Annotated in this window: 18 protein-coding genes; 12 read left to right on the forward strand and 6 right to left on the reverse strand. The window is 67.7% G+C overall.

The features are described from left to right. Positions 1-26 precede the first annotated feature (26 nt). Positions 27-641 carry a hypothetical protein gene (locus ACP159_RS04220; RefSeq protein WP_425098386.1) on the reverse strand — a complete coding sequence of 205 codons (615 nt, stop codon included), beginning with the start codon at positions 639-641 and terminating at the stop codon, positions 27-29. A 228-nt stretch (positions 642-869) separates the two neighbouring features. Here ACP159_RS04220 and ACP159_RS04225 point away from each other — a divergent pair, with 228 nt between their 5' ends. The 8 genes from ACP159_RS04225 to ACP159_RS04260 all read left to right on the forward strand — a co-directional run bounded on the left by ACP159_RS04225 (position 870) and on the right by ACP159_RS04260 (position 9,529). Further along, positions 870-2,027 carry a cytochrome-c peroxidase gene (locus ACP159_RS04225; protein WP_425098387.1) on the forward strand — a complete coding sequence of 386 codons (1,158 nt, stop codon included), beginning with the start codon at positions 870-872 and terminating at the stop codon, positions 2,025-2,027. A gap of 58 nt (positions 2,028-2,085) precedes the next feature. Further along, complete coding sequence (locus ACP159_RS04230; RefSeq protein WP_425098388.1) at positions 2,086-2,988, forward strand: AEC family transporter; 903 nt, start codon at positions 2,086-2,088, stop codon at positions 2,986-2,988. A 367-nt stretch (positions 2,989-3,355) separates the two neighbouring features. After that, complete coding sequence (locus tag ACP159_RS04235) at positions 3,356-3,811, forward strand: N-acetyltransferase family protein (protein ID WP_425098389.1); 456 nt, start codon at positions 3,356-3,358, stop codon at positions 3,809-3,811. Then, entirely contained in the window at positions 3,811-5,193 is a 1,383-nt protein-coding gene (locus ACP159_RS04240; RefSeq protein WP_425098390.1) for a DUF2927 domain-containing protein, read from the forward strand. Before ACP159_RS04235 ends, ACP159_RS04240 begins: the two co-directional genes overlap by 1 nt. Continuing rightward, positions 5,190-5,357, forward strand: a complete 168-nt coding sequence (locus tag ACP159_RS04245; RefSeq protein WP_425098391.1) for an apolipoprotein acyltransferase — start codon at positions 5,190-5,192, stop codon at positions 5,355-5,357. The genes ACP159_RS04240 and ACP159_RS04245 overlap by 4 nt, the downstream gene beginning before the upstream one ends. Before the next feature lie 179 nt (positions 5,358-5,536). Beyond that, positions 5,537-6,721 carry a vWA domain-containing protein gene (locus ACP159_RS04250; RefSeq protein ID WP_425098392.1) on the forward strand — a complete coding sequence of 395 codons (1,185 nt, stop codon included), beginning with the start codon at positions 5,537-5,539 and terminating at the stop codon, positions 6,719-6,721. A gap of 261 nt (positions 6,722-6,982) precedes the next feature. Continuing rightward, positions 6,983-9,049 (forward strand): methyl-accepting chemotaxis protein, encoded by a 2,067-nt coding sequence (locus tag ACP159_RS04255; protein ID WP_425098393.1) that lies wholly within the window; start codon positions 6,983-6,985, stop codon positions 9,047-9,049. Positions 9,050-9,184: 135 nt separating this feature from the next. Beyond that, entirely contained in the window at positions 9,185-9,529 is a 345-nt protein-coding gene (locus ACP159_RS04260) for a hypothetical protein (RefSeq protein WP_425098394.1), read from the forward strand. A gap of 24 nt (positions 9,530-9,553) precedes the next feature. On the opposite strand, the gene ACP159_RS04265 is transcribed toward ACP159_RS04260, so the two are convergent. Both ACP159_RS04265 and ACP159_RS04270 read right to left on the reverse strand, forming a co-directional pair. Then, positions 9,554-10,069, reverse strand: coding sequence for a molybdopterin-dependent oxidoreductase (locus ACP159_RS04265; RefSeq protein WP_425098395.1), 516 nt, complete (start codon positions 10,067-10,069; stop codon positions 9,554-9,556). 223 nt (positions 10,070-10,292) lie between these two features. Continuing rightward, positions 10,293-11,915, reverse strand: a complete 1,623-nt coding sequence (locus ACP159_RS04270) for an FAD/NAD(P)-binding protein (protein WP_425098396.1) — start codon at positions 11,913-11,915, stop codon at positions 10,293-10,295. A 147-nt stretch (positions 11,916-12,062) separates the two neighbouring features. On the opposite strand from ACP159_RS04270, the gene ACP159_RS04275 reads away from it, so the two are divergent. Both ACP159_RS04275 and ACP159_RS04280 read left to right on the forward strand, forming a co-directional pair. Further along, positions 12,063-13,292: a putative DNA modification/repair radical SAM protein gene (locus tag ACP159_RS04275; protein WP_425098397.1), complete on the forward strand. Its 1,230-nt coding sequence runs from the start codon at positions 12,063-12,065 to the stop codon at positions 13,290-13,292. Next, positions 13,292-14,740: a UdgX family uracil-DNA binding protein gene (locus tag ACP159_RS04280; RefSeq protein WP_425098398.1), complete on the forward strand. Its 1,449-nt coding sequence runs from the start codon at positions 13,292-13,294 to the stop codon at positions 14,738-14,740. Before ACP159_RS04275 ends, ACP159_RS04280 begins: the two co-directional genes overlap by 1 nt. A 95-nt stretch (positions 14,741-14,835) precedes the next feature. Here the strand turns inward: ACP159_RS04280 and ACP159_RS04285 are convergent, their stop codons facing one another. Both ACP159_RS04285 and ACP159_RS04290 read right to left on the reverse strand, forming a co-directional pair. Then, positions 14,836-16,635, reverse strand: a complete 1,800-nt coding sequence (locus ACP159_RS04285; protein WP_425098399.1) for an NAD(P)/FAD-dependent oxidoreductase — start codon at positions 16,633-16,635, stop codon at positions 14,836-14,838. A gap of 139 nt (positions 16,636-16,774) precedes the next feature. Then, positions 16,775-18,508, reverse strand: coding sequence for a sigma-54-dependent Fis family transcriptional regulator (locus tag ACP159_RS04290; RefSeq protein WP_425098400.1), 1,734 nt, complete (start codon positions 18,506-18,508; stop codon positions 16,775-16,777). 174 nt (positions 18,509-18,682) lie between these two features. Between ACP159_RS04290 and ACP159_RS04295 the strand changes: the two genes are divergently transcribed. Both ACP159_RS04295 and ACP159_RS04300 read left to right on the forward strand, forming a co-directional pair. Further along, complete coding sequence (locus tag ACP159_RS04295; RefSeq protein WP_425098401.1) at positions 18,683-19,159, forward strand: twin-arginine translocation pathway signal; 477 nt, start codon at positions 18,683-18,685, stop codon at positions 19,157-19,159. A 1-nt stretch (position 19,160) separates the two neighbouring features. Beyond that, on the forward strand, positions 19,161-19,763 hold the full coding sequence (locus tag ACP159_RS04300; RefSeq protein WP_425098402.1) for a ferric reductase-like transmembrane domain-containing protein: 603 nt from the start codon (positions 19,161-19,163) through the stop codon (positions 19,761-19,763). Positions 19,764-19,868: 105 nt separating this feature from the next. On the opposite strand, the gene ACP159_RS04305 is transcribed toward ACP159_RS04300, so the two are convergent. Continuing rightward, the gene (locus ACP159_RS04305) at positions 19,869-20,381 is read right to left on the reverse strand and encodes a molybdopterin-dependent oxidoreductase (RefSeq protein WP_425098403.1); all 513 of its coding nucleotides are present in this window, start codon (positions 20,379-20,381) and stop codon (positions 19,869-19,871) included. Positions 20,382-20,513: the final 132 nt, after the last annotated feature.

Below are 20,513 nucleotides of genomic sequence, written 5' to 3' on the forward strand. Positions count from 1 at the left end.
GGCGTCCGGAAGGCCCGCCCCACCCCTTACCCGGCACGCTGGGTGATCAGCTGGTGCAGTTCCGCACGGCGGCGGCGGCTGGTGATCTGGCGGGTCAGCACCTCGGCCGGGTGGAACTGGATGCCCATGCCGAGCCGGGTCAGTTCGTAGCGCTTGGTCCCGCCCATCAGCCGGTTCGCCTGCTGTGCGGCGACAACCACGGTGATTTCCAGCGCCTCGCAGGTTTCGATGTCCGGTACGCCCTCCTGCTGATGGCTGACGCGTTTGAGGATGTTGCGGAAGCTGCCGATGTCGAGCGCCTCGCCCCCGGCCAGCGGCCCCTGGTTGGTGCGTTCGCGAAAGTCGCCCCCCAGCACCTCGTCCTTCTCCAGCCGGTCCGTCACCAAGGCCGAAACCGTCCTGTCGCCGCAGACCAGATCCACCTTGATCGCCAGAACATAGACCGTGTCCGATCCCATGTTGGTCACAAGGCAGCGGGCGTCCTGCCCCTGCTGCGCCGCCATTCCGATGTGGATCACCGCCCGGTTGGCCCGGCGAAAGCTGGAGTAGAAAAGGTGCAGGTAAGCCAGCCAGACCACGAGCATCAACGCATTGAGGCCGACGTTCAGCGCGGGGGCGTAGGTCTGTAACCAGATCAGCATTGTTTTCCCTGCCCTGCGTGACCTCCGACGCATGCGCGCCGCGATGGTGGTTTGCCGTGTCGCGACGGCGCGCGTGTGTCTCTCTCGGCTTCGGCGTCTGGTCCCACAACGCGCACCGCAGGCTGGCGTTCCAACGCCGTGCAGATTCGTCGCAGTGCAGGGCGATTGACAGGCGGGCGCGGCGATGGTGTAAGACCGATAAATTTCGTCAGGTAAATGGGGGTTGCCATGGGTCTGACAGGCACAGGCAGGCTGACCGGCGTGGTTCTGGCCTTCGGGCTCGGTGCGTTGGCATACGGTGCGGCAAGCGGCGGGTCCGAGTCCGTACCGCAGGACAAGGTCGCGCTTGGCGCCCTGCTCTTCCACGATGTGAACCTTTCGCTGAACCGCACGCAAAGCTGCGCCTCCTGCCATGATCCGTCGCGCGGCTTTGCCGATCCGCGCGGCATGGCCTCGCCCGGGGACGACGGCGTCTCGCTCGGCGACCGCAACGCGCCGACGGCGGCCTATGCCCGCTTTTCGCCGCGCTTTCACCAGCGCGAGGACGGCGAATGGATCGGCGGGCAGTTTCTCGACGGGCGGGCGGCGGGCCTGGCGGAACAGGCGGCGGGGCCGTTCCTCAATCCAATCGAGATGGGCATGGCGGATGAATCCGCCGTGGTCGCCCGGCTGCGCGACGATCCCGCCTATGCGGCCGCCTTCCCGGCGCTCTACGGCGCGGCGGTCTGGGAGGATGACGCCCGGGCCTATCTTGCCATGACCGACGCCATCGCCGCCTTCGAGGAGACGGACGTCTTCGCACCCTTCGATTCCAAATATGACCGCTACCTGCGGGGAGAGGCCGAGCTGACCAAACAGGAGGACCTCGGGCGGCTGCTGTTCTTCTCGCAGCAGTTCACCAACTGCAATGCCTGCCACCAGGTGAGCCAGAGCGCGGTGGACCCGCGGGAGACCTTCACCGACTACCGCTATCACAACATCGGCGTGCCGCCGAACCCGGCGCTGCGGGCGCAGAACGGCGTGTCGCCGGAGGTGATCGACGCGGGGCTTCTGGCCAATCCGCAGGTGGACGACCCGGCGCAGCGCGGCAAGTTCCGCACCCCGACCCTGCGCAACGTGGCGGTGACGGGGCCGTACATGCACAACGGCGTGTTCGCGGACCTGCGCACGGTGGTGCTGTTCTACAACCAGTACAACACGCGCAACGAAAAGCGGAAGATCAACCCGGAGACAGGCGAGACCTTCGCCGCGCCGGAGGTTAGGGAGACGGTGGAGATGGACACGCTGATGGAGGGTCCGGCGCTGGACGATCAGCGGGTGGATGCGCTGGTCGCCTTCCTCAGGACGCTGACGGACCGGCGGTACGAGGGGCTGCTGGAGGAGTAGCCCCCTTGCGGCGGCGGCCTGCCCGTGGTTTGCATCCGGGCAGAAAGGCCCTGCCCCCATGCTGCACATCCTGACCCATGACATCCTGCCGGTGTTCTCCATGCTGGCACTCGGCTTCCTGCTGGGGCGCCTGGGTAAGATCAACCGGGAGGAGGCGGCGGCGGTCAACCGCGTGGCCTTCCTCGTCCTGCAGCCGGCGCTGATCCTGCCGCTGATCGCGCGGGTCGATTTCGGGGCCTTCCAACTCGGCGCGCTGGGTGTCTACGCGCTCTGTCAGGCCGGGACCTTCCTTCTGGCACTCATGGTGGCGCGGAAGGTCTTCGGGCGGGAGCCGGTGGAGGCCTGGCTGCTGGCGATGGCGACGGTCTTCGTCAACTCGCTGCTCTATATCTGGCCGATCTCCTTTCTGATCTACGGCGAAGCCGCGGCGCTGCCGATCACCGCCATCGTGGCCTGGGATTCCGCGGTGAGCTTTGCCTTCTTCATCATCACCACGGACCTGATGTCGAACCGGGGCGCCAGCGCTGCGCAATCGCTGCGGCGGGTCGGGTCGAACCCGGTGCTGGGGGCGATCCTGCTCGGGGCGGCGGTGAACCTGGCGGGCCTCGCGGTGCCGGAGCCGGTGCTGACGGCGATGCATTTCGCCGGTGCCGGGGCCGCGCCGCTGACGCTGTTTGCCCTCGGCGTGATCCTGTCGGGGCAGCGTATCGTGCCCGATGGCACGGTGATCGGCATCAGTGCGATCAAGCTGCTGGTCTTCCCGGCGCTGGTCTTCACGGCCCTGCAGGTGGTTCCCCTGCCCGGCACTTGGGCGCAGATGTTCGTGCTGAACGCGGCGGGACCGTCCGGGGCGATGGCCTTCGCGCTGGCGATGCTGCACGGGGTCCGCACCGACGCGATTGCGCCGGTGATCATCTGGACGAGCGTCCTGTCGCTGATCTCGCTGGCGGCGCTGGCCTGAGCGCCGGTCCCGGGCGCTGCCCGCCGCGCTTTGCCGGGATTCATCCGAAGTTTACCTTTGCGGCGCATACGTCAGGCCATTGTCCCGCCAAAAGCGACGAAGGCGCGGCGCGGGGCCGCAATTCGGCCGCGTTTGACGCGCAGACAATGCCCGGAAATCCGCGCGATTGTTGCGCCTCTGCACAGGGTAAGACATTGAAAACAATAAATTTCATGAAATCCTTAAGAAATGGTTGAAAAAAATCCTGGGCCGGTGCGGCGGCTCTGTGCAGATACCAAGATGTTGCCCTATAGTGTTCAAACAGAGGACAGAAAAACACCGGATGTCTTGAGCATCCGAGTTAGAAAAAACGAGCAGGCAGGCTTTAATGTCCCAAACGAATGACGTGGTCGTCCGCGCGCTGCGCGGCGAGGACGAAGAGCAATGGCGTGCGCTGTGGACGGGTTATCTGACCTTCTACGAAAGCAGCGTGCGCGAAGCGGTGTATCAGAGCACCTTTGCCCGTCTTCTGGGGGATGACCCGCAGGACTTCCATGGGCTTGTGGCAGAGGTGGACGGCAAGGTAGCCGGCCTCGTGCATTACCTGTTTCACCGCCATTGCTGGCGGGTGGAGAATGTCTGCTACCTGCAGGACCTCTATGCCGACCCGTCCGTGCGCGGCAAGGGCGTGGGCCGGGCATTGATCGAGGCGGTCTATGCCGCCGCCGATGCCGCCGGGGCGCCGACGGTCTACTGGCTGACGCAGGAGTTCAACAGCACCGCGCGGCAGCTCTATGACCGCATCGGCACCGTCACCCCCTTCATCAAGTACCAGAGGTCGTGATGCGCAAAGCCCGTCGTTACCTCATCCCGCTGTACCTGATGCTGGGCGCCTGCATGCCGGTGTCGCAGACCGATACCGCGACCCGCGCCGCCACCACGGCGGAGAGCACCCTGCCCGCGATGAAAAGCTTTGCCGTGCCGCATCCGCAGCCGCCGCATGGCTCGAACTCGGACATCGCCCGGGATTTCCTCGACCTGTCGTTCTCGCTCGAATCCGGGCGCGGATTGCAGACCCTGACGCGCTTCGAGGGGCCGATCCGGGTGCGCGTGACCGGCGAGCCGCCGGCGACGCTGCAGGCCGACCTCGCCCGGCTGCTGCACCGGCTGCGCACCGAGGCGGGCATCGACATCGCGCTCGCCGGGAGCGGGCCTTCGAACGTGACGATCCAGGCGGTGACCCGCGCCGAGATCCGCGACCAGCTGCCGACGGCGGCCTGCTTCGTGGTGCCGAACGTGAGTTCGCTGAAAGAATACGCGGCGGCGCGGCGCTCGCCCCGGGTAAGCTGGTCGAAGCTGAAGAGCCGCGAGCGGCTGGCGATCTTCGTGCCCAACGACTCGAGCCCGCAGGAGGCACGCGATTGCCTGCACGAGGAACTGGCACAGGCGCTGGGGCCGCTGAACGACCTCTACCGCCTGCCGGATTCGGTGTTCAACGACGACAATGTGCATACGGTGCTGACCGGCTTCGACATGCTGATCCTGCGGGCCTATTACGACCCGTCGCTGAAGACCGGCATGAGCCGGGGCGAGGTGGCGGACCGGCTGCCGGGCATCCTGGCGCGGATCAACCCCGCCGGGATCGGCGGCACGCCGCAGCGCGTGACCAAGACGCCGCGGGTCTGGATCGACGCGGTGCAGACCGCGCTCGGACCGGGCGCCTCTCCGGCGGAGCGCCGGGCGGCGGCGACCGAGGCGCTGAAGGTGGCGAGCGCCATGGGCTGGACCGACCATCGCCGGGCGTTCTCGCATTACGCCATGGGGCGGCTGCTGCAGTCGATCGACCCGGAGGCGGCGCAGGACCAGTTCGTGCTGGCGCAGCGGTATTTCGGCAATTCCGAGGAAACGCGCCTGCACCGGGCCTATGTGGCCTCGCAACTGGCGGCCTATGCGATCAGCGCCGGGCGGCCGGAGGATGCGCTCTACCTGATCACGCCGCACCTGGCGACGGCGGAGCGGCACGAGAACGCCGCGCTGCTGGCGACGCTGATGATGCTGCGGGCCGAGGCGCTGGAAATGGCCGGACAGGTCACCGAGGGGCGGCAGGTGCGTCTGGACAGTCTGGGCTGGGCACGCTACGGCTTCGGCTCGGACTGGGCGGTGCGGGCCAAACTGCGTGAGATCGGCTCGCTCAGCCCCCTCAGACGGAGCCGCAGCGCGCTATGATCGTAATTGTCCTTGCCCTTGTCGGAGCCGTTCTGGGCGGCGTCACCGCCGCCCGCCGCAAGGGCAACGGCTTCGATATTGCGCAATACGCGGTGGTCTACGCGATCATCCTGGCGCTGATCGGACTGGCGTTGACCATCGGCATCGAGAAGCTCGCGGCGTGAGGTTGAGAATAATTTCAGTCTGAAATTATTCTCTTCGGTGTCGTCCTTGGTTGCGCCATTGGTCCGAGCAACCAATGGACGACGCCCCGTCGAGCGGCGACTCCGCGCGGTATTCTCTGACCGGAGAAGTCACAGGTCGGCGCTTGCCTTTGGCCTCTGCGCACGGCTAGGTGTGGGGCATGTTCGTGCCCTTCTTCGAAAACCTGCGCAAGGCGGCGGTGCCGGTCAGTCTTCGTGAGTACCTCACCTTTCTGGAGGCACTCAAGACGGGGCTGGTGACCTATGACGTCGAAGGGTTCTACTTCCTCGCCCGCAGCGCGATGGTCAAGGACGAGCGCCATCTCGACCGCTTCGACCGGGCGTTCTCGGCGACGTTCAGCGGGCTGGAGTCCATCGGATACGAGCAGGTGCTGGAGGCGGTGAAGCTGCCGGAAGACTGGCTGCGCAGGCAGGCGGAAAAGCACCTGTCTCCCGAGGAGATGGCCGCGATCGAGGCGCTTGGCGGGTTCGACAAGCTGATGGAGACCCTGAAGCAGCGTCTCAAGGAGCAGGAAGGCCGCCACCAGGGTGGCAGCAAGTGGATCGGCACCGCCGGGACCTCGCCCTTCGGCGCTTATGGCTACAACCCTGAAGGCGTGCGGATCGGGCAGGACAAGAGCCGGCACCAGCGGGCGGTGAAGGTCTGGGACAAGCGGGAGTTCCGCAACCTCGACGACACGGTGGAGCTTGGCACGCGCAACATCAAGGTGGCGCTGAAGCGCCTGCGGCGGTGGGCGCGGGATGGGGCGGCGGAGGAGCTGGACCTCGATGGCACGATCCGCGCGACGGCAGAGCACGGTTATCTCGACGTGAAGGTGCGCCCGGAACGGCGCAACGCGGTCAAGGTGCTGCTGTTCCTCGACGTGGGCGGGTCCATGGACGCCCATATCCGGCTGGTGGAGGAGCTGTTTTCCGCCGCGCGCGCCGAGTTCAAGCATCTGGAATATTACTATTTCCACAACTGCCTTTACGAAGGCGTCTGGCGCGACAACCGGCGGCGCTGGGACCAACAGACCCCGACCTGGGAAGTGCTGAACACCTACGGGCCTGATTACAAGTGCATTTTCGTGGGCGATGCCAGCATGAGCCCTTACGAGATCGCCTATCCCGGCGGCGCCAACGAGCATTGGAACGCAGAAGCCGGGCAGGTCTGGCTCGGGCGGGCGCGGCAGCAGTGGGCCGGGCATCTGTGGCTGAACCCGGTGCCGGAACGGCAATGGGAGTACACCCAGAGCATCGGGATGATCCGGGAAATTTTCGAGGACCGGATGGTGCCGATGACCCTCGAAGGGATCGACCGGGGGATGAAGCTGCTCAGCCAGTAGCGCCCTCCCTGCCCTGCGAATTGATCGCGATTTGCCGGAAATTGACCCTTTCCGACCTTGGCGGCGGGGATCACCCGGAACCGCAAGCCCTTCAATTACAAAACATTTTCTCGATCCCGCCCGGTGCCGGACAAGGGTTCGCCGAAGGTTGGCGGCATTTCGAGTCAAATGCCGCCGCTTCTGCCGGGGACCGTTCATCTTTGGTCAAGTCCCGGGGACCTAAGACGGATGCGGTGTGGGAAAATATGTGGAGCGGACGCAATGTCACTGAAATACCGGATCATGATGGCCATCCTGGTCTGTGCCTGTGCCTCGGTGCTGATGGTTTCGGCACCACTTTATCTCGGGACCCAGTCACTGATCCGCGACGCGGGGGCGCGTGAGGTGATGCAGGCACGGACGCAGGTGCGTACCGGGCTCGAGTCGCGTATCGCGACGGCGCTGTCCATGGCGCGGACCATCGCGGCGATCCCGCGTGTGCAGCGGGCGGTGGAAAATGCCGACACCAAGGGGCTGCACCGCCTGTTCGTCAAGGATTTCGCGGCCTTGAGTGCGGCAACCGGCGTGGCGCAGTTCCAGTTCCACACGCCGCAGGCCGTTTCGATCCTGCGGGTTCACAATCCCGACGTGTTCGGCGACGATCTGTCCGCGATCCGCCCGATAGTGGTCGAGGCCAACGCGGGGAGCGTGGCGCTGTCCGGGCTGGAGCGCGGCCGCGCCGGGCTCGGCATTCGTGGCATCGCGCCGGTAACTGACGATGGCGAGCACCTGGGCACGGTCGAGATCGGACTCGACTTCGACCAAGCCCTGCTGGACTCGATCCTGGCGGACAGCGACATGCATATGGAGGTCTACGTCCTGCCGGATACCGGCATCGACACGTTCGAGGGCACCGAGACCGACCTTGTCCGGATCACCGGGCATTACGCCGGGCCGGCGTTGCTGACCCGCGACGAAGTAGGGGCCCATCTTGGGGAGGACGGCATGACGCGCACCGTGCGGATCGACGGTGCGCCCTTTGCCGGGACGACCTTCGTGATCGACGACTTCTCCGGCGCCCCGGTGGCGCTGGCGCATGTGCTGGTGCCGCAGGTTTCGGCGGCGGCCATCTCGGAGCGGATGACGGAACTGGCCATCGGCGCGGCTTTCGCTGCGCTGGTGCTCAGCGCGCTGATGGCCTGGGTCTATGGACGTCGCCTGACCACGGCATTGCACAGGGTCACGGACCGGATGCGGCGGCTGGCGGCGGGGGAGACGGATCTGCCGCTGGACGGGCTGCCGAAGCAAGGCGAGATCGGCGAGATGGCGGACGGCTTGATCGTGTTCCGCGATGGCCTCCTCGAGGCAGAACAGTTGCGGCTGGAGCAGGCCGCGCAGCAGGAGGAGCAGAGCGCGGTGGTGGCGCAACTGGCCAAGGCGCTGCGGGGCCTGGCGGACGGGGCGCTCGACACACGCATCACGCAGGATTTCGGCGAAGGCTATGCCCAGCTCGTGACGGATTTCAACGCCGCTGCGAACGGGCTGAACGAGCTGATCTCGGCCATCGCGGGTGTGGCGGGGACGGTGACGGACCGGGCGAAGGATTTGTCGGAAGCCGCGGTGGACCTGTCGAACCGGACCGAGACCTCGGCGGCGACGCTCGAGCAGACGGCGGCGGCGCTGGAACAGGTGACCGGCAACCTGCGCACCACGACGGAAGGCGCGCAGAACGCCAGCAACGCCGGCGCCGGCGCCATCGAGAAGGCCCGGTCCGGTGCGGAGGTGGTTTCGGAAACGGTGCGCGCCATGACCGCGATCGACGACTCCGCCGAGGAAATCGCGCGGATCACCGACCTGATCGACGACATCGCGTTCCAGACCAACCTGCTGGCGCTCAACGCCGGGGTGGAGGCGGCAAGGGCCGGATCGGCGGGCAGCGGCTTTGCGGTGGTGGCGTCCGAAGTGCAGGCGCTGGCGCGGCGCACCGCCGACGCGGCGGGCCGGATCGGGTCGCTGATCAACACCTCCGGCGAAAAGGTCAAGCAAGGGGTGCTGCTGGTCAACCGCACCGGATCCGCGCTGGACGAGATCGTGGCCGCCGTGGAGGGCGTGACGCAGCAGATCAGCACCATTGCGAACCTCGCGCTGGAACAGCGGCAGAGCCTGTCGGAGATCAACGTGGCGGTCACCGAACTCGACCAGACCACGCAGAAGAACGCGGCGATGTTCCAGCAGACCAACGGGGTCAACGAGGCGCTTCTGGAGCAGGGGGAGAAGCTCAAGTCCCTGGTGGCGCGGTTCCGCTATCGCTCGGAGATCGTGATGTTCGACGAAGCGGATGCCGCCTGAGGTCCGGCGAGGACAGGCGGCATCGCACACCGGCTGTGTCAGATGTGCTGCGCCGCGGCGGTTTTTCCCTCTTGTCGTGATGGCGCGTCGGATGCACGCTGCGGTTGTCTGAAACCACGCAGTCGGCGGCGCGCCATGTCTGACGAAGACCCACCGGGGCAAAGAGGCGGCGTAACGGTGTACATCCGCGATGAGAGCCTGACCCAGCCGCGCCGGACGGCGGCGCCGCTGACGGTGCCCTCGACCCGGCTGAGCCTTGCCGAGCTGTTCGTGAAGCGGCTGACCCGCGACGAGTCGCTGCGGTCGCCTTCGCTGCGCGGCGACGGCGCGTCCCTCCGGGCGCGGCTGCACCGGATGCAGCGGGCGCTGGTGCGCGGGCAACTGGTGGTGCTGGTCGACGACCGACGCGTGGCGGATACGCAGGACATGCTGTTCGTGCGCGAGGGCAGCCAGATCGTCTTCCTGATGCTGTCAGAGTGACGCGCCGGACCGGCGGAGCCACGGTCAGTCGGTGATTTCCATGCGGCTCAGCTGCCAGATGGAACGGGTATAGATCACCTCGGTCCGGAAATCCGGAGAGCGCGCAAAGGGGTAGATCACCCAGAGCGGCCCCTTCTCCCGGCGCGACATGCGCTCGCCGTCGATGGCATAGGCCACGATGGGCCCGTCTTCCGTGGCGTCGGACAGGGGGATCTCCACCTTGTACTCGTTGATGGCCGCCGCGATGACGGTCTCGCCGTCTGCGGCCACATAATCGAGCAGGTCCCTCAGGCGCACCCCGGTGAAGCGATGCGCCTGTGTCGTCCAAATCGTGTCGGTGACGATCTCCGCGCCGCCGATCTCCTCGAGCATGGCAAAGTCCAGATCGGCCCTGCCCTCGCCATTGGTGTTGCCGATGGCGCCGGTGATGGTCAGCACGACGGGCCCTTCCGGCATGGGCAGATCGGCCGCGGGACAGGGCGAGGCGGTCAGAACCGCGAAAAGGGAGACGGCAGCGACAGCAGGCAAGGCAGAGGTCATGAAACGATTCCTTTCCGGCGCACATACGACAACGGCCGGTCCGGACGCATCGCGCCAGCGCGTCGCAGGACGGCTGGTGCGGCGTGCTCGGCAGGCGGGTTCTCCGACGCGCGCGAACACCTGACGTTTGACAGCATCAGGCGAAAAAATCATCCCTGATTCCGGATGGCATTCCCTATACGGAGGAATAGGCCGGTACCGGACCGGCGCGGACCCCGCGGCGTCAGCCGCGTCGGCGCAGGACCCCCTCGGCCCAGCGGCGGGAGGAGGCGCCGAAGCAATCGTGCAGGCTGTCCGCCGCAATCACAGACCCGAGCGCAAGGCGGCCGAGCAGGCACAGGCCGGGGGCGCGGCGGTGATCGGTGTCCAGCAGGCTGCCGTCGGCGGCGGTGTCGGCACCGAGGCCATCGGCCCGGGGGTGCAGGATGTGCTGGTCCATGAGGCCGGCAACGAGGGGCGCGGCCAGCATCCCGAGGTCCGGCGCGGGCAGAACCGCGTCGATCATGACCGAGGCCGGGCTGTCGTTCAGGCGCCAGCCGTCCGGGGTCAGGGCGATCTCCGGATCGGCGGCACAGGAGAGATCGACGAGGCCGCATGCAACCAGCGCCAGCATCTCGCGAACGGCGCTGACCGGTGGGCCGTAGCTGTAGCGCTTGAGGCTCTCGTCGAAGCCGAGCAGGGCGCGGGCGGTTTCCGGCGCGTGGTAGACGCGGTTGAACCCGATGCGGATCTCGTCCTGCCATTTGCGCCAAACCTGCCCCACGGCATAGCCGATGGTGGGCGGCATGGTGCCGGTGGCGAGGGCGAGGCCCTCGTGCAGGATGTCCAGCGCGCTGCCCCGTTCCTGGCTGCCGGGGTCGTGCCATTCGGTGTCCAGCCACTCCGCGACATCGGTGTCGGAAGCGGAAGCGCCCATGGCATGCAGGATGCGGTGCGCGACGGGCGTCAAAGCATCGGAGACAGCCGCCCGCAGGCCGTCGGGATCGAGCGTCACGGCCCGGGAGAGCGTCTCCGCGAAAGTCCGCGTCTCAGTGTCCAGCGGCGTGAAGCGGGCATCGTGCGCTTCGGTCAAGGGTTTCGGGAACGGCGGGTGTCCGTCCAGGGAGAACGGCAGGATCTGCGCCGGTTCCTTCCCGGAGGGCCGGTAGCCATCGGCTGTGAAACGGCCGCCCTGCCCCGCGCTGAGCACCCGCAGCACGTCGAAGCAGGAGAGCGCGAGACCGCGGATCGCGACGGTGCGCCCGGCCCATGCGCCCGCCTCCGCCTGCAGGGCCGCCGCCGGATAGGCCTGCGCCACGATTGCCCGGCCATCGGCGGCATGGGCCTGCCAGTCGGCAAGCTGGTTGTCCGGGCGGGTGGCGGGCTGACCGAGGGTGAGCAGCACCTCGCGATGACGGCCGGCGCTGCCGTCCTCGGTGATCAGCACCCAATCGCCCTCCAGCCGCCGCAGGCTGGCGACACGGTGAGGCATGATCCGTATGTCAAGCACGCCGGTACGGCGCAGGTCGTCGAAGCGGGCCTGCAGGTAGCGGCCAAGCGCGGCACGCTCCGGGAAGGCGTCCGGGTCCGGCCTGCCGCCGAGCCAGTCGGCAAAGGGGCCAACGGTGGAAAAGGACGGCGGGCGGATCGCGTTGTCGCGGTGCGGGATGTTCAGCAGGCAGAGCGGGCTTTCGTCCGGGTCGAAGTTCGGCCCGGCACCGGGGGCGTGGAACGGCTCGTAGACGTGGACGGTCATGCGCCCGCCGGTCTCGCAAAGCCGCTCTGCCAGCGCCTCCAGCGCACCGAGACCGCGCGGCCCCATGCCGACCACGGCGATGGCGTCCTCTGCTGCGTGTTGCGATCCCATTGCGGCGCTCCCCTCATCCAACGGGCGCCACAGGCGGCCCGCAGGTCAACTCCCGAGTCCGCGACTTTGTTGCAAGACAGCGTGAACCCGGCGGATGACGCGACGCGCGGGCTTGCGCAGCGTGGTTAATGTTCTATTTTCGTTCCCATGCAACGCAGCCTTCAGGACAAGCTGGCCATCCTCGCCGATGCCGCCAAATATGACGCCTCCTGTGCCTCATCCGGCACCACCCGGCGCGATTCCGTCAAGGGCGGGATCGGCAGCGCCGGGGGCAGCGGGATCTGCCATGCCTATACGCCGGACGGGCGCTGCATCAGCCTGCTGAAGATCCTGATGACGAATTTCTGCATCTACGATTGCGCCTATTGCATCAACCGGGTGAGCAGCGGCGTGGAGCGGGCGCGGTTCTCGCCCGAGGAAGTGGTGAGCCTGACGCTGGAGTTCTACCGGCGCAATTACATCGAAGGGCTGTTCCTGAGTTCCGGCATCATCCGCAGCCCGGACAGCACCATGGCGGACATGGTTCGCATCGCACGGATGCTACGCGAGGAGCATGGCTTCAAGGGATACATTCACCTCAAGACCATCCCGGAGGCGGCGCAGGAGCTGATCGACGACGCGGGGCTGTACGCGGACCGGCTGTCCGTCAACATCGAACTGCCGCGCGATGACAGCACGCGTCAGCTTGCGCCGCAGAAGAAGCCGGAAACGATCCGTTCGGCCATGGCCTCGGTGCGGTTGAGGCAGGAAGAGAGCAAGGAGCGGACCTATCGCGGCCGCAAGGCGCAGCGGTTTGCCCCGGCGGGACAGTCGACACAGATGATCGTGGGCGCGGATGCGGCCAACGACCGGGACATTCTCACAACGGCATCAAGGCTTTACACCGGCTACCGGCTGCGGCGGGTGTATTACTCGGCGTTCTCCCCGATCCCGGATGCCTCGAAGGCCCTGCCGCTGATCAAGCCGCCGCTGATGCGCGAGCACCGGCTCTATCAGGCGGATTGGCTGCTGCGCTTCTATGGTTTCGAGGTGGGGGAGATCGCGGGGGTTGCCCCCTCCGGCAATCTCGATCTGGAGATCGACCCGAAGCTGGCCTGGGCGTTGGCGCATCGCGGCCTGTTCCCCGTGGATGTGAACAAGGCAGGCAAGGAGATGCTGCTGCGGGTGCCGGGGTTTGGCACGAAGACCGTGGGGCGCATCCTGACGGCGCGGCGGTCCGGGGCTCTGCGCTATGCGGACCTGCTGCGGATCGGGGCGATCATGGGCAAGGCGAAGAGTTTCGTTTCGACGCCGGACTGGTCGCCCGGGGCGCTTGTCGACAGCGACGGGCTGCGGGCGCGGTTCCTGCCGCAGCCGCAGCAGCTGAGCCTGTTCTGATGTACCGGGTGGACCTGCCCGGCCTCGGGTTCTTCGACGTCTGGCGCACGGCGGCACGGTGCCTCCTGAGCCATGGGGTTGCGCCGGAGGAGGTGACCTGGAGCCGGGGCGGCGGGGAGGATCTGTTCGGCGGCAAACCCCTGCCCCGCGGCAATGGCGTACACTACGTGTCGGCGCCGCGGACGTTCCCGGCGCTGGCGAAAAGCGTGTTGTGTCACACCGATCCCGGTGCGCCCGCCCTGCTCTACGCGGCGCTGCACCGGCATCAGAAGGACCGCAAGGCCCTGTCCAACCCCGCCGACCCGCTGGTGCGGCAGCTGGCGCAGCTGTCGAAGGCGGTCGGGCGGGACGTGCACAAGATGCACGCCTTCGTGCGGTTCCGGGAACTGCCCGCCGAGGGGAAACGGCGGCGCTTCGGCGCGTGGTTCGAGCCCGATCATTTCATCCTCGAACAGGGCACGCCGTTCTTTGCCAAACGCTTCGCCGACATGGATTGGACCATCGCGACGCCGCAGGGGGTGGCGCGGTTCGACGCGGGGCAGTTGACGTTCCACCCACCTGCCCCGCGCCCGGACCTGCCGGAGGATGCGTCGGAGGCGCTCTGGGGAACGTATTTCGCCAATATCTTCAACCCGGCGCGGATTCATCTGAACGCCATGCGCTCGGAAATGCCGGTGAAATACTGGAAGAACCTGCCGGAAACGCGGCTCATCCCGGGCATGCTGGAGGCGGCGGAGGCGCGAGTGCAGGCGATGCGCGAGGCGATGCCCGGCGAGGCCCCGGCACGGGCGGCCCGCATTCTGGAGCGATTGCCGCAGAACACCTTTCCGGAGCGTCCGGAGACCTTGGAGGACGCGCGGGAGGCGGCGCTGGCCTGCCGCCGCTGCGGGCTGTGCGAGGCGGCGACGCAGACGGTGTTTGGCCCGGGACCGCAGGACGCGCCGCTTATGATCGTGGGCGAGCAGCCGGGGGATCAGGAGGACCTTGCAGGAGAGCCGTTTGTCGGCCCGGCGGGACGGCTGTTGCGGGAGGTCATGGCGGAGGCCGGGGTTGGCCCGGCCTATCTGACCAATGCGGTCAAGCACTTCAAGTTCCAGCCACGGGGCAAGCGACGGCTGCACCAAAACCCGGAGCGGGACGAGATCGACCAGTGCCGCTGGTGGCTGGACATTGAGCGGGACTTCGTGAAGCCGAGGCTGACCGTGGCGCTCGGGGCGACGGCGGCCTATGCCCTGACCGGATCGCACACGGCGATGAAGGCGCGGCGCGGCACGGTGGAGGTCGCGCGGGACGGCGGGCCGGTGCTGGTGACCTATCACCCGAGCTACATCCTGCGGCTCAGCGGCCACGAGGCGGAAGATGCGAGGGCCGCGCTGCTGCAGGACCTGCAGCAGGCCGCGCGGCGGGTGAAGGAGATGCCCCGGCGGGAGGATCTTGCGCCGCACTGAAGCGTTTCCGGTCAAACCAGAACCGCTGTGAAGCAGCTTTGCCGGGGCATCGCGACAGGCGGCGCATCGGGGGGAGCCACGCGCCGCCTGCCATGTCATTTCAGGTGGTGAACCTCCTGCAGGCCGTAGACTGGGGTTTCCAGCCCCTCCATCCGCGCCTTCAGTTGCAGCGCGAGATAGAGCGAATAGTGCCGCGACTGGTGCAGGTTGCCGCCGTGGAACCACAGGTTCTGCTGCTGGGTCGGCTTCCACATGTTGCGCTGCTCGCCCTCCCAGGGGCCGGGGTCCTTCGTGGTGTCGGACCCGAGGCCCCAGACCTTGCCGACCTTGTCCGCGACTTCCTGTGAAATCAGGTCCGCCGCCCAGCCGTTCATCGAACCGTAGCCGGTGGCGAGAACCACCAGATCGGCGTCGAGATGGGTGCCGTCCGAGAGTACCACGCCGGTCTCGTCGAAGCGATCCACCTGCCCCTTGGCGAGCTTGATCTCGCCGTCGATGATGAGCTGGCTTGCGCCCACGTCGATGTAATAGCCGGACCCGCGCCGCAGGTATTTCATGAACAGCCCGGAGCCGTCGTCGCCCCAGTCGAGATCGAACCCGGCCTTCTCCAGCCCGGCATAGAATTCCGCGTCGCGTTCCTTCATCTGCTCATAGGCGGGGATCTGGAACTCGTGCAGGATGCGGTAGGGCAGCGAGGCAAAGATCATGTCCGCCTTTTCGGTTGTCACCCCATTGGCCACCGCCTCTTCCGAGTAGAGCGCCCCGAGACCGATATCCATGAGCGTGTCGGACTTCACGATATGGGTGGAGGAGCGCTGCACCATGGTCACATCCGCGCCGGTTTCCCAGAGCGCGGCGCAGATGTCATGGGCCGAGTTGTTGGAGCCGACGACGACCACCTTCTTGCCCGCCCAGTCGTCCGGGCCCTTGTGCTGGGAAGAATGCTGGATCGTGCCCTTGAAGCTCTCCATGCCCGGGAAGGTCGGGATGTTCGGCTTGCCCGACATGCCGGTGGCGAGGACAAGCTGGGTGGGGTGCAGGGTCACTTCCTCGCCGTCGCGGTTGACCTTGACCGTCCAGGTGCCGCTGGTCTCGTCGAACTGCGCGGAAGTCACCTCGGAGCGGGTCCAGTAGTTCAGCTCCATGACCTTCGTGTACATCTCCAGCCAGTCGCCGATCTTGTCCTTCGGCGCGAAGACCGGCCAGTTGTCGGGGAACTTGATGTAGGGCAGATGGTCATACCAGACCGGATCGTGCAGGCAGAGCGACTTGTAGCGCGAGCGCCATTGGTCGCCGGGGCGGTCGTGCTTGTCCAGAACGATGGTCGGCACGCCAAGCTGCCGCAGCCGGGCGCCAAGGGCGATGCCGCCCTGCCCGCCGCCGACGATCACGGTGTAGGGCTGCTCGGTGTAGCCGAGCGTTTCGGCCTCGTTTTGCCGCGCTTCCTTCCAGGTGGTGCGGTGCTTGTCGGCGCCGTGCTGGACACCCATGGGACGCCGCTTGCCCTTGTTCTCCTCGAAGCCTTTCAGTTCCTGCAGGGATGTCAGCAGCGTCCAGATGCGCCCGTCCTTCAGCCGCATCAGCCCCCAGCCGCGCCCGGCGGCGGTCTCGAAGGTGATCCAGGCGGTGGTGACGCCGCCGTCCTCCGCCGGGACCTCCCCGTCCTGAATGGCGAAGCCGCGCGGTTTGGTATGGCCAAGCTGCGCGGTGAGCATGTCCTTCACCCCGGCGGGGCCCTCCACGGTCTTAAGGTTCCAGGTGACGGCGATCAGGTCGCGCCAGTAGCTGTCCGTGGCGAAAAGCCTGCTGGCGGCATCGGCGTCGCCGGCCTCCAGCGCGGCGTTCAGCGCGTCCAGCGTCTCCTGGACCTGCGTGGTGGCGGTTGAATCGAGCATTGCGTGTCCTCCTCGTCGGCAATGGATGGCGGGAGTATCGGCACGGCGAACGGCTCCGATCCACGGGAATCCGGGGCTTTTCGCGGCACAGCGTGATGCGGCGGCGCAGCATGTTGCGTGTGCAACCGAGCGCAACGGATCAGGCGGGCGGGTGCAACCCCTCCTTGCGAATGCGGCGCAGGATGGTGGAGCGGTTGACGCCGAGCCGTCGCGCCGCGCGGGCCATGTTCCAGCCACAGGCGTCGAGCACCGCTTCGAGGTCCTCCTCCTCCGGCGCGGCCCGGGCGGCGGCGGCGGGCAGGTCCGGCAGGTCGATCACGTCGCTTTCCGCAAGGGCGGCGGCGACGTCGAGCACGTTGGCCAGTTCGCGCAGGTTGCCGGGCCAGTCCCGGCCCATGAGTTCGGCGCGGGCGGAGGGGGTCAGGCGCTTGTCGCCGCCGCTGCCCCGCCGCAAGAGGCGGTCGATGAGCCAGCCGAGGTCCTGCCGTTGCCGCAGCGGCGGCAGGCTCAGCGTGGTCCCGGCAAGGCGGTGGTAGAGCGCGGGCGGCAGGCCGTCCGGGGCGGTTAGAGCGGCAGCGTCCTGCCCGCTGGTGGCAAGGACGCGCAGCTGCGGGCGGGCGTCGAGCAGCCCGGGGAGCGTTGCGCGGGCCTCCTGCGGCAGGTCCTCGACGCGGCGCAGCAGCAAGCTCGCCGGCTGGTCCGCCTCCGTCAACGTCGCCAGCCGCGCAACGTCCAGCCCGGCGCACTCGACGCAATGGAACCCGGCGCGGCGGGAGGCCATGTGCAGGGCGCGGGCGAGCTTGGTCTTGCCGGTCCCGGTCTCGCCGCAGATCAGCAGCGGGATCGCCGTGGCCGCCAGCCTTTCGCCCTGCGCAAGCAGCCGCGCCATGCCGGGATCGCCGCCACTCAGCCCGGAAAGCGCCCCGCCGACCGGACGCCGCGACGGCGCGGCGCTGCGCGGGCTTTGCGGCGCGATGGCGTGACCGAAGATCGCGCCGCCGTCCCGCATCTGCACGATCCGCTCTTCCGTGGGCCGGTCGCGCATCAGGTCCGGCAGATCGTCGACGGTCAGGTCGAGCAGCGTGTCGATGCGTTGGCCCAGCAGCGGCCGCCCCTCGCCCAGCATCCGCCCCGCGGCGCGGGTGAAGCCGATGACCCGCCCTGCCCCGTCCAGCGTCACGGCGGCCTCGGGATCGACGTCGAGGAACTCGGGGGAGGAGGACAGCCGCAGCACCCAGTCGCGGCGGCTTCCGGCCATCAGGTTGGCCATCTCCACCCGCCGCGCGGCGGAGGTCACGAGCGTCATGGCCAGGTTCTGGCTGCTCTTTGGCGCCGGCGAGCGCAGGAGCGATATGTCGAGCACGGCGGCCATCTGCCCGAGGCTGTCATAGATCGGCGCGGCGGTGCAGGAGAGCATGGTGTGGGCGTTGCCGAAATGGTCGTCCTGATGGATCGTCACCGGCTCGCCCGTCACGATGCAGGCGCCGACACCGCAGGTCCCGGCGAGATCCTCGGACCAGTTGGAGCCGAGATAGAGCCCGGCCCCGCGCAGATCATCGGTAAACCCGCTGTCGCCGAAGAAATCGACGCAGACGCCCTGCGCATCGGTCAGCAGCAGGACGTAGTTCTGCCCAGCCACCTGCCGGAACAGCGATTGCAGCCCGGAGCGGGCCGCGCCGATCATCCATTCCGCCTGGTCGCGGTGCTCGCGCAGCTCCGCTTCGGTGACGATATGCGCCGGATCGCTACGGGTCGGGTCCATGCCATAAAGCTCGACGCAGCGCCGCCAGGAGGCGGAGACCGCGCTGTCGCGGCCCGTCGCGCGCCCGTCGAGCACGCGTTCGATCTCGTCCACGTGGCGATGATGGATCATCGTCAGACCTCTCTCCCTGCGCGGCAGGATACCACGGAATGCGGCGCGGAGATGCGAGACTTTCGGCCAAGGCCCGTCACCGCCCCGGGTAAACTTCGCGTGCAGGGTGTTTTCCGTAGGGTAAGTTGTGCCATACTTGCCGCAAGCCACCCAAGCCCGAAGGAGGTCGAAGCCATGCACACACCCCTGACACGCCGCGCCGCCATCGCCACCGGGGCGGCTTTTCTGAGTACGGGGCTGATGGTCCCGGCCCGGGCCGCCGGGCTGAAGCCGACCCGGACCATGGGCGGCGGCGCCAACAATTACCGCCCCGGCGCACCCATCGTGGAGCGCATCGGGAACGGCGGGTTCTGGATGAGCGGCACCGTACGCCGCGCGGAGGATGGTGCACCGCTCAAGGGCATCCGCATCCAGATCTGGGCGCATACGGTCGAAGGCTACGAGCGCGATCCGCACAGCCATGGCGCGACGCTGACCGACGCGGACGGCGTGTTCCGGCTGGAAATGCCGCAGATCGTGCCCGCCCTGGGCCAGCCGCACGGGCATCTCGCCTATGACAGCGGCGATTTCCGCACCGTCTTCCTGCGTCCGGTGATGCGGAGCGTCCGGCAGACCAGCCTCGAAGCGCATTTCGTGTTGGAGCCGGCCTGACGTGAGGCTGCGCCCGGCCCTGATGTGGCTCCTGCTCGCCGGGGCCCTGATGGTGCCGCTGGGCGTGGCGCTGACCAGCCCCTGGCTGGCCTATCGTTCCGGCATCTACATCGCCGCCGGGGTGGCGGGGGTGGTGGCGCTCTGGTTGCTGCTGGTCCAGCCGGCGCTGGTCGGGGGCCAACTGCCGGTCGATCCACGCGCGGCCCGCGTCTGGCACAGGCGCGTGGGCGCTCTGCTCATTACCCTTGTCGTGTTGCATATCGCCGGTCTGTGGATCACCAGCCCGCCGGATGTGATCGACGTGCTGCTGTTCCGCTCGCCGACGCCCTTCTCGCTCTGGGGCGCGCTCGCCATGTGGGCGATTTTCGCGGCGGGGGCCCTCGCGCTGGTCCGGCGCAGGTTGCGCCCGCGGTCGTGGCGGCTGGCGCACAGCGGGCTGGCCCTGTCCATCGCCCTGTTCAGCATCCTGCATGCGGTGCTGATCGAGGGCACCATGGGCGCGGTGACGAAGGCGCTGCTCTGCGTGCTGATCCTGGCGGCGCTGGCGCGGGCCTTCGCGGAGCGGAAGGTCTGGCGTCTGCTCAAGCCGCGGGAACGGGTCTGAGCGGAGGCCTGTGCTGTGAGCCGGAAAAGCCGGGCAACCCCGGACGAACCGGCGGGATGGCAGGTTCGCAGCGCCTTGGCGGCATCACCCGGCAAGCGTCGCCCGTCAATCCAGCACGGTCATCCGGTCAAGCTGCCAGATGCTGCGGGCGTAGATGACCTCGGTGCGGTAGGCGGCGGAAGAGGAAAACGGATAGATCACCCAGAGCGGCCCCTTGTCCCGGCGGGACATGACGGTTCCGTCCATTTCGTAGGCGACGATCGGCCCGTCCGCTCTCGCGTCGGAAACCGGGATCTCGACGCTGTAATCGTTGATCGCGGTGGCGGACAGGCGCGTGCCCGTGGCCCCGACCCGCTCCAGCAGCGCGCTCAGCCGCACGCCGGTGAATCTGTGCGTGCGGGGCGTCCAGATCGTGTCGGTCGCGATTTCGGCCGCCCCGAGCGCTCGCAACATCTCGAGATCGAACAGCGCCGCGCCCTCGGCGTTGGTTTCGGTAATGGCCCCGGTCACCGTCAGCACGACCGGTCCATCCGGGGCAGGCAGCGGCTCCGCCGTCGCAACGAGCGGCGCGAGCGTGATGAGAAACAAGGCGAGGAACCGTGTCAGGGGGCGTGTCATGGCGGGATCTCCGGCTGCGATGCACCGGCCCCATGATGGCACGGCTCCCGGCCCGCGGGCCACTGGCAACATCGACGCGGGGTCCTGTATCGGGACCTTTGCCAGGGCGGCCTGCCAACAGGTCCACGGCGC

The sequence above is a fragment of the Tropicibacter sp. S64 genome, assembly GCF_049803835.1.
In the GTDB taxonomy this organism is placed as follows: Bacteria; Pseudomonadota; Alphaproteobacteria; order Rhodobacterales; family Rhodobacteraceae; genus Pacificoceanicola.

Excerpts from the sequence above, each read along its gene's own strand:
- ACP159_RS04220 (WP_425098386.1), bottom strand. The coding sequence starts at position 641 with ATGCTGATCTGGTTACAGACCTACGCCCCCGCGCTGAACGTCGGCCTC.
- ACP159_RS04225 (WP_425098387.1), top strand. The coding sequence starts at position 870 with ATGGGTCTGACAGGCACAGGCAGGCTGACCGGCGTGGTTCTGGCCTTC.
- ACP159_RS04230 (WP_425098388.1), top strand. The coding sequence starts at position 2,086 with ATGCTGCACATCCTGACCCATGACATCCTGCCGGTGTTCTCCATGCTG.
- ACP159_RS04235 (WP_425098389.1), top strand. The coding sequence starts at position 3,356 with ATGTCCCAAACGAATGACGTGGTCGTCCGCGCGCTGCGCGGCGAGGAC.
- ACP159_RS04240 (WP_425098390.1), top strand. The coding sequence starts at position 3,811 with ATGCGCAAAGCCCGTCGTTACCTCATCCCGCTGTACCTGATGCTGGGC.
- ACP159_RS04245 (WP_425098391.1), top strand. The coding sequence starts at position 5,190 with ATGATCGTAATTGTCCTTGCCCTTGTCGGAGCCGTTCTGGGCGGCGTC.
- ACP159_RS04250 (WP_425098392.1), top strand. The coding sequence starts at position 5,537 with ATGTTCGTGCCCTTCTTCGAAAACCTGCGCAAGGCGGCGGTGCCGGTC.
- ACP159_RS04255 (WP_425098393.1), top strand. The coding sequence starts at position 6,983 with ATGTCACTGAAATACCGGATCATGATGGCCATCCTGGTCTGTGCCTGT.
- ACP159_RS04260 (WP_425098394.1), top strand. The coding sequence starts at position 9,185 with ATGTCTGACGAAGACCCACCGGGGCAAAGAGGCGGCGTAACGGTGTAC.
- ACP159_RS04265 (WP_425098395.1), bottom strand. The coding sequence starts at position 10,069 with ATGACCTCTGCCTTGCCTGCTGTCGCTGCCGTCTCCCTTTTCGCGGTT.
- ACP159_RS04270 (WP_425098396.1), bottom strand. The coding sequence starts at position 11,915 with ATGGGATCGCAACACGCAGCAGAGGACGCCATCGCCGTGGTCGGCATG.
- ACP159_RS04275 (WP_425098397.1), top strand. The coding sequence starts at position 12,063 with ATGCAACGCAGCCTTCAGGACAAGCTGGCCATCCTCGCCGATGCCGCC.
- ACP159_RS04280 (WP_425098398.1), top strand. The coding sequence starts at position 13,292 with ATGTACCGGGTGGACCTGCCCGGCCTCGGGTTCTTCGACGTCTGGCGC.
- ACP159_RS04285 (WP_425098399.1), bottom strand. The coding sequence starts at position 16,635 with ATGCTCGATTCAACCGCCACCACGCAGGTCCAGGAGACGCTGGACGCG.
- ACP159_RS04290 (WP_425098400.1), bottom strand. The coding sequence starts at position 18,508 with ATGATCCATCATCGCCACGTGGACGAGATCGAACGCGTGCTCGACGGG.
- ACP159_RS04295 (WP_425098401.1), top strand. The coding sequence starts at position 18,683 with ATGCACACACCCCTGACACGCCGCGCCGCCATCGCCACCGGGGCGGCT.
- ACP159_RS04305 (WP_425098403.1), bottom strand. The coding sequence starts at position 20,381 with ATGACACGCCCCCTGACACGGTTCCTCGCCTTGTTTCTCATCACGCTC.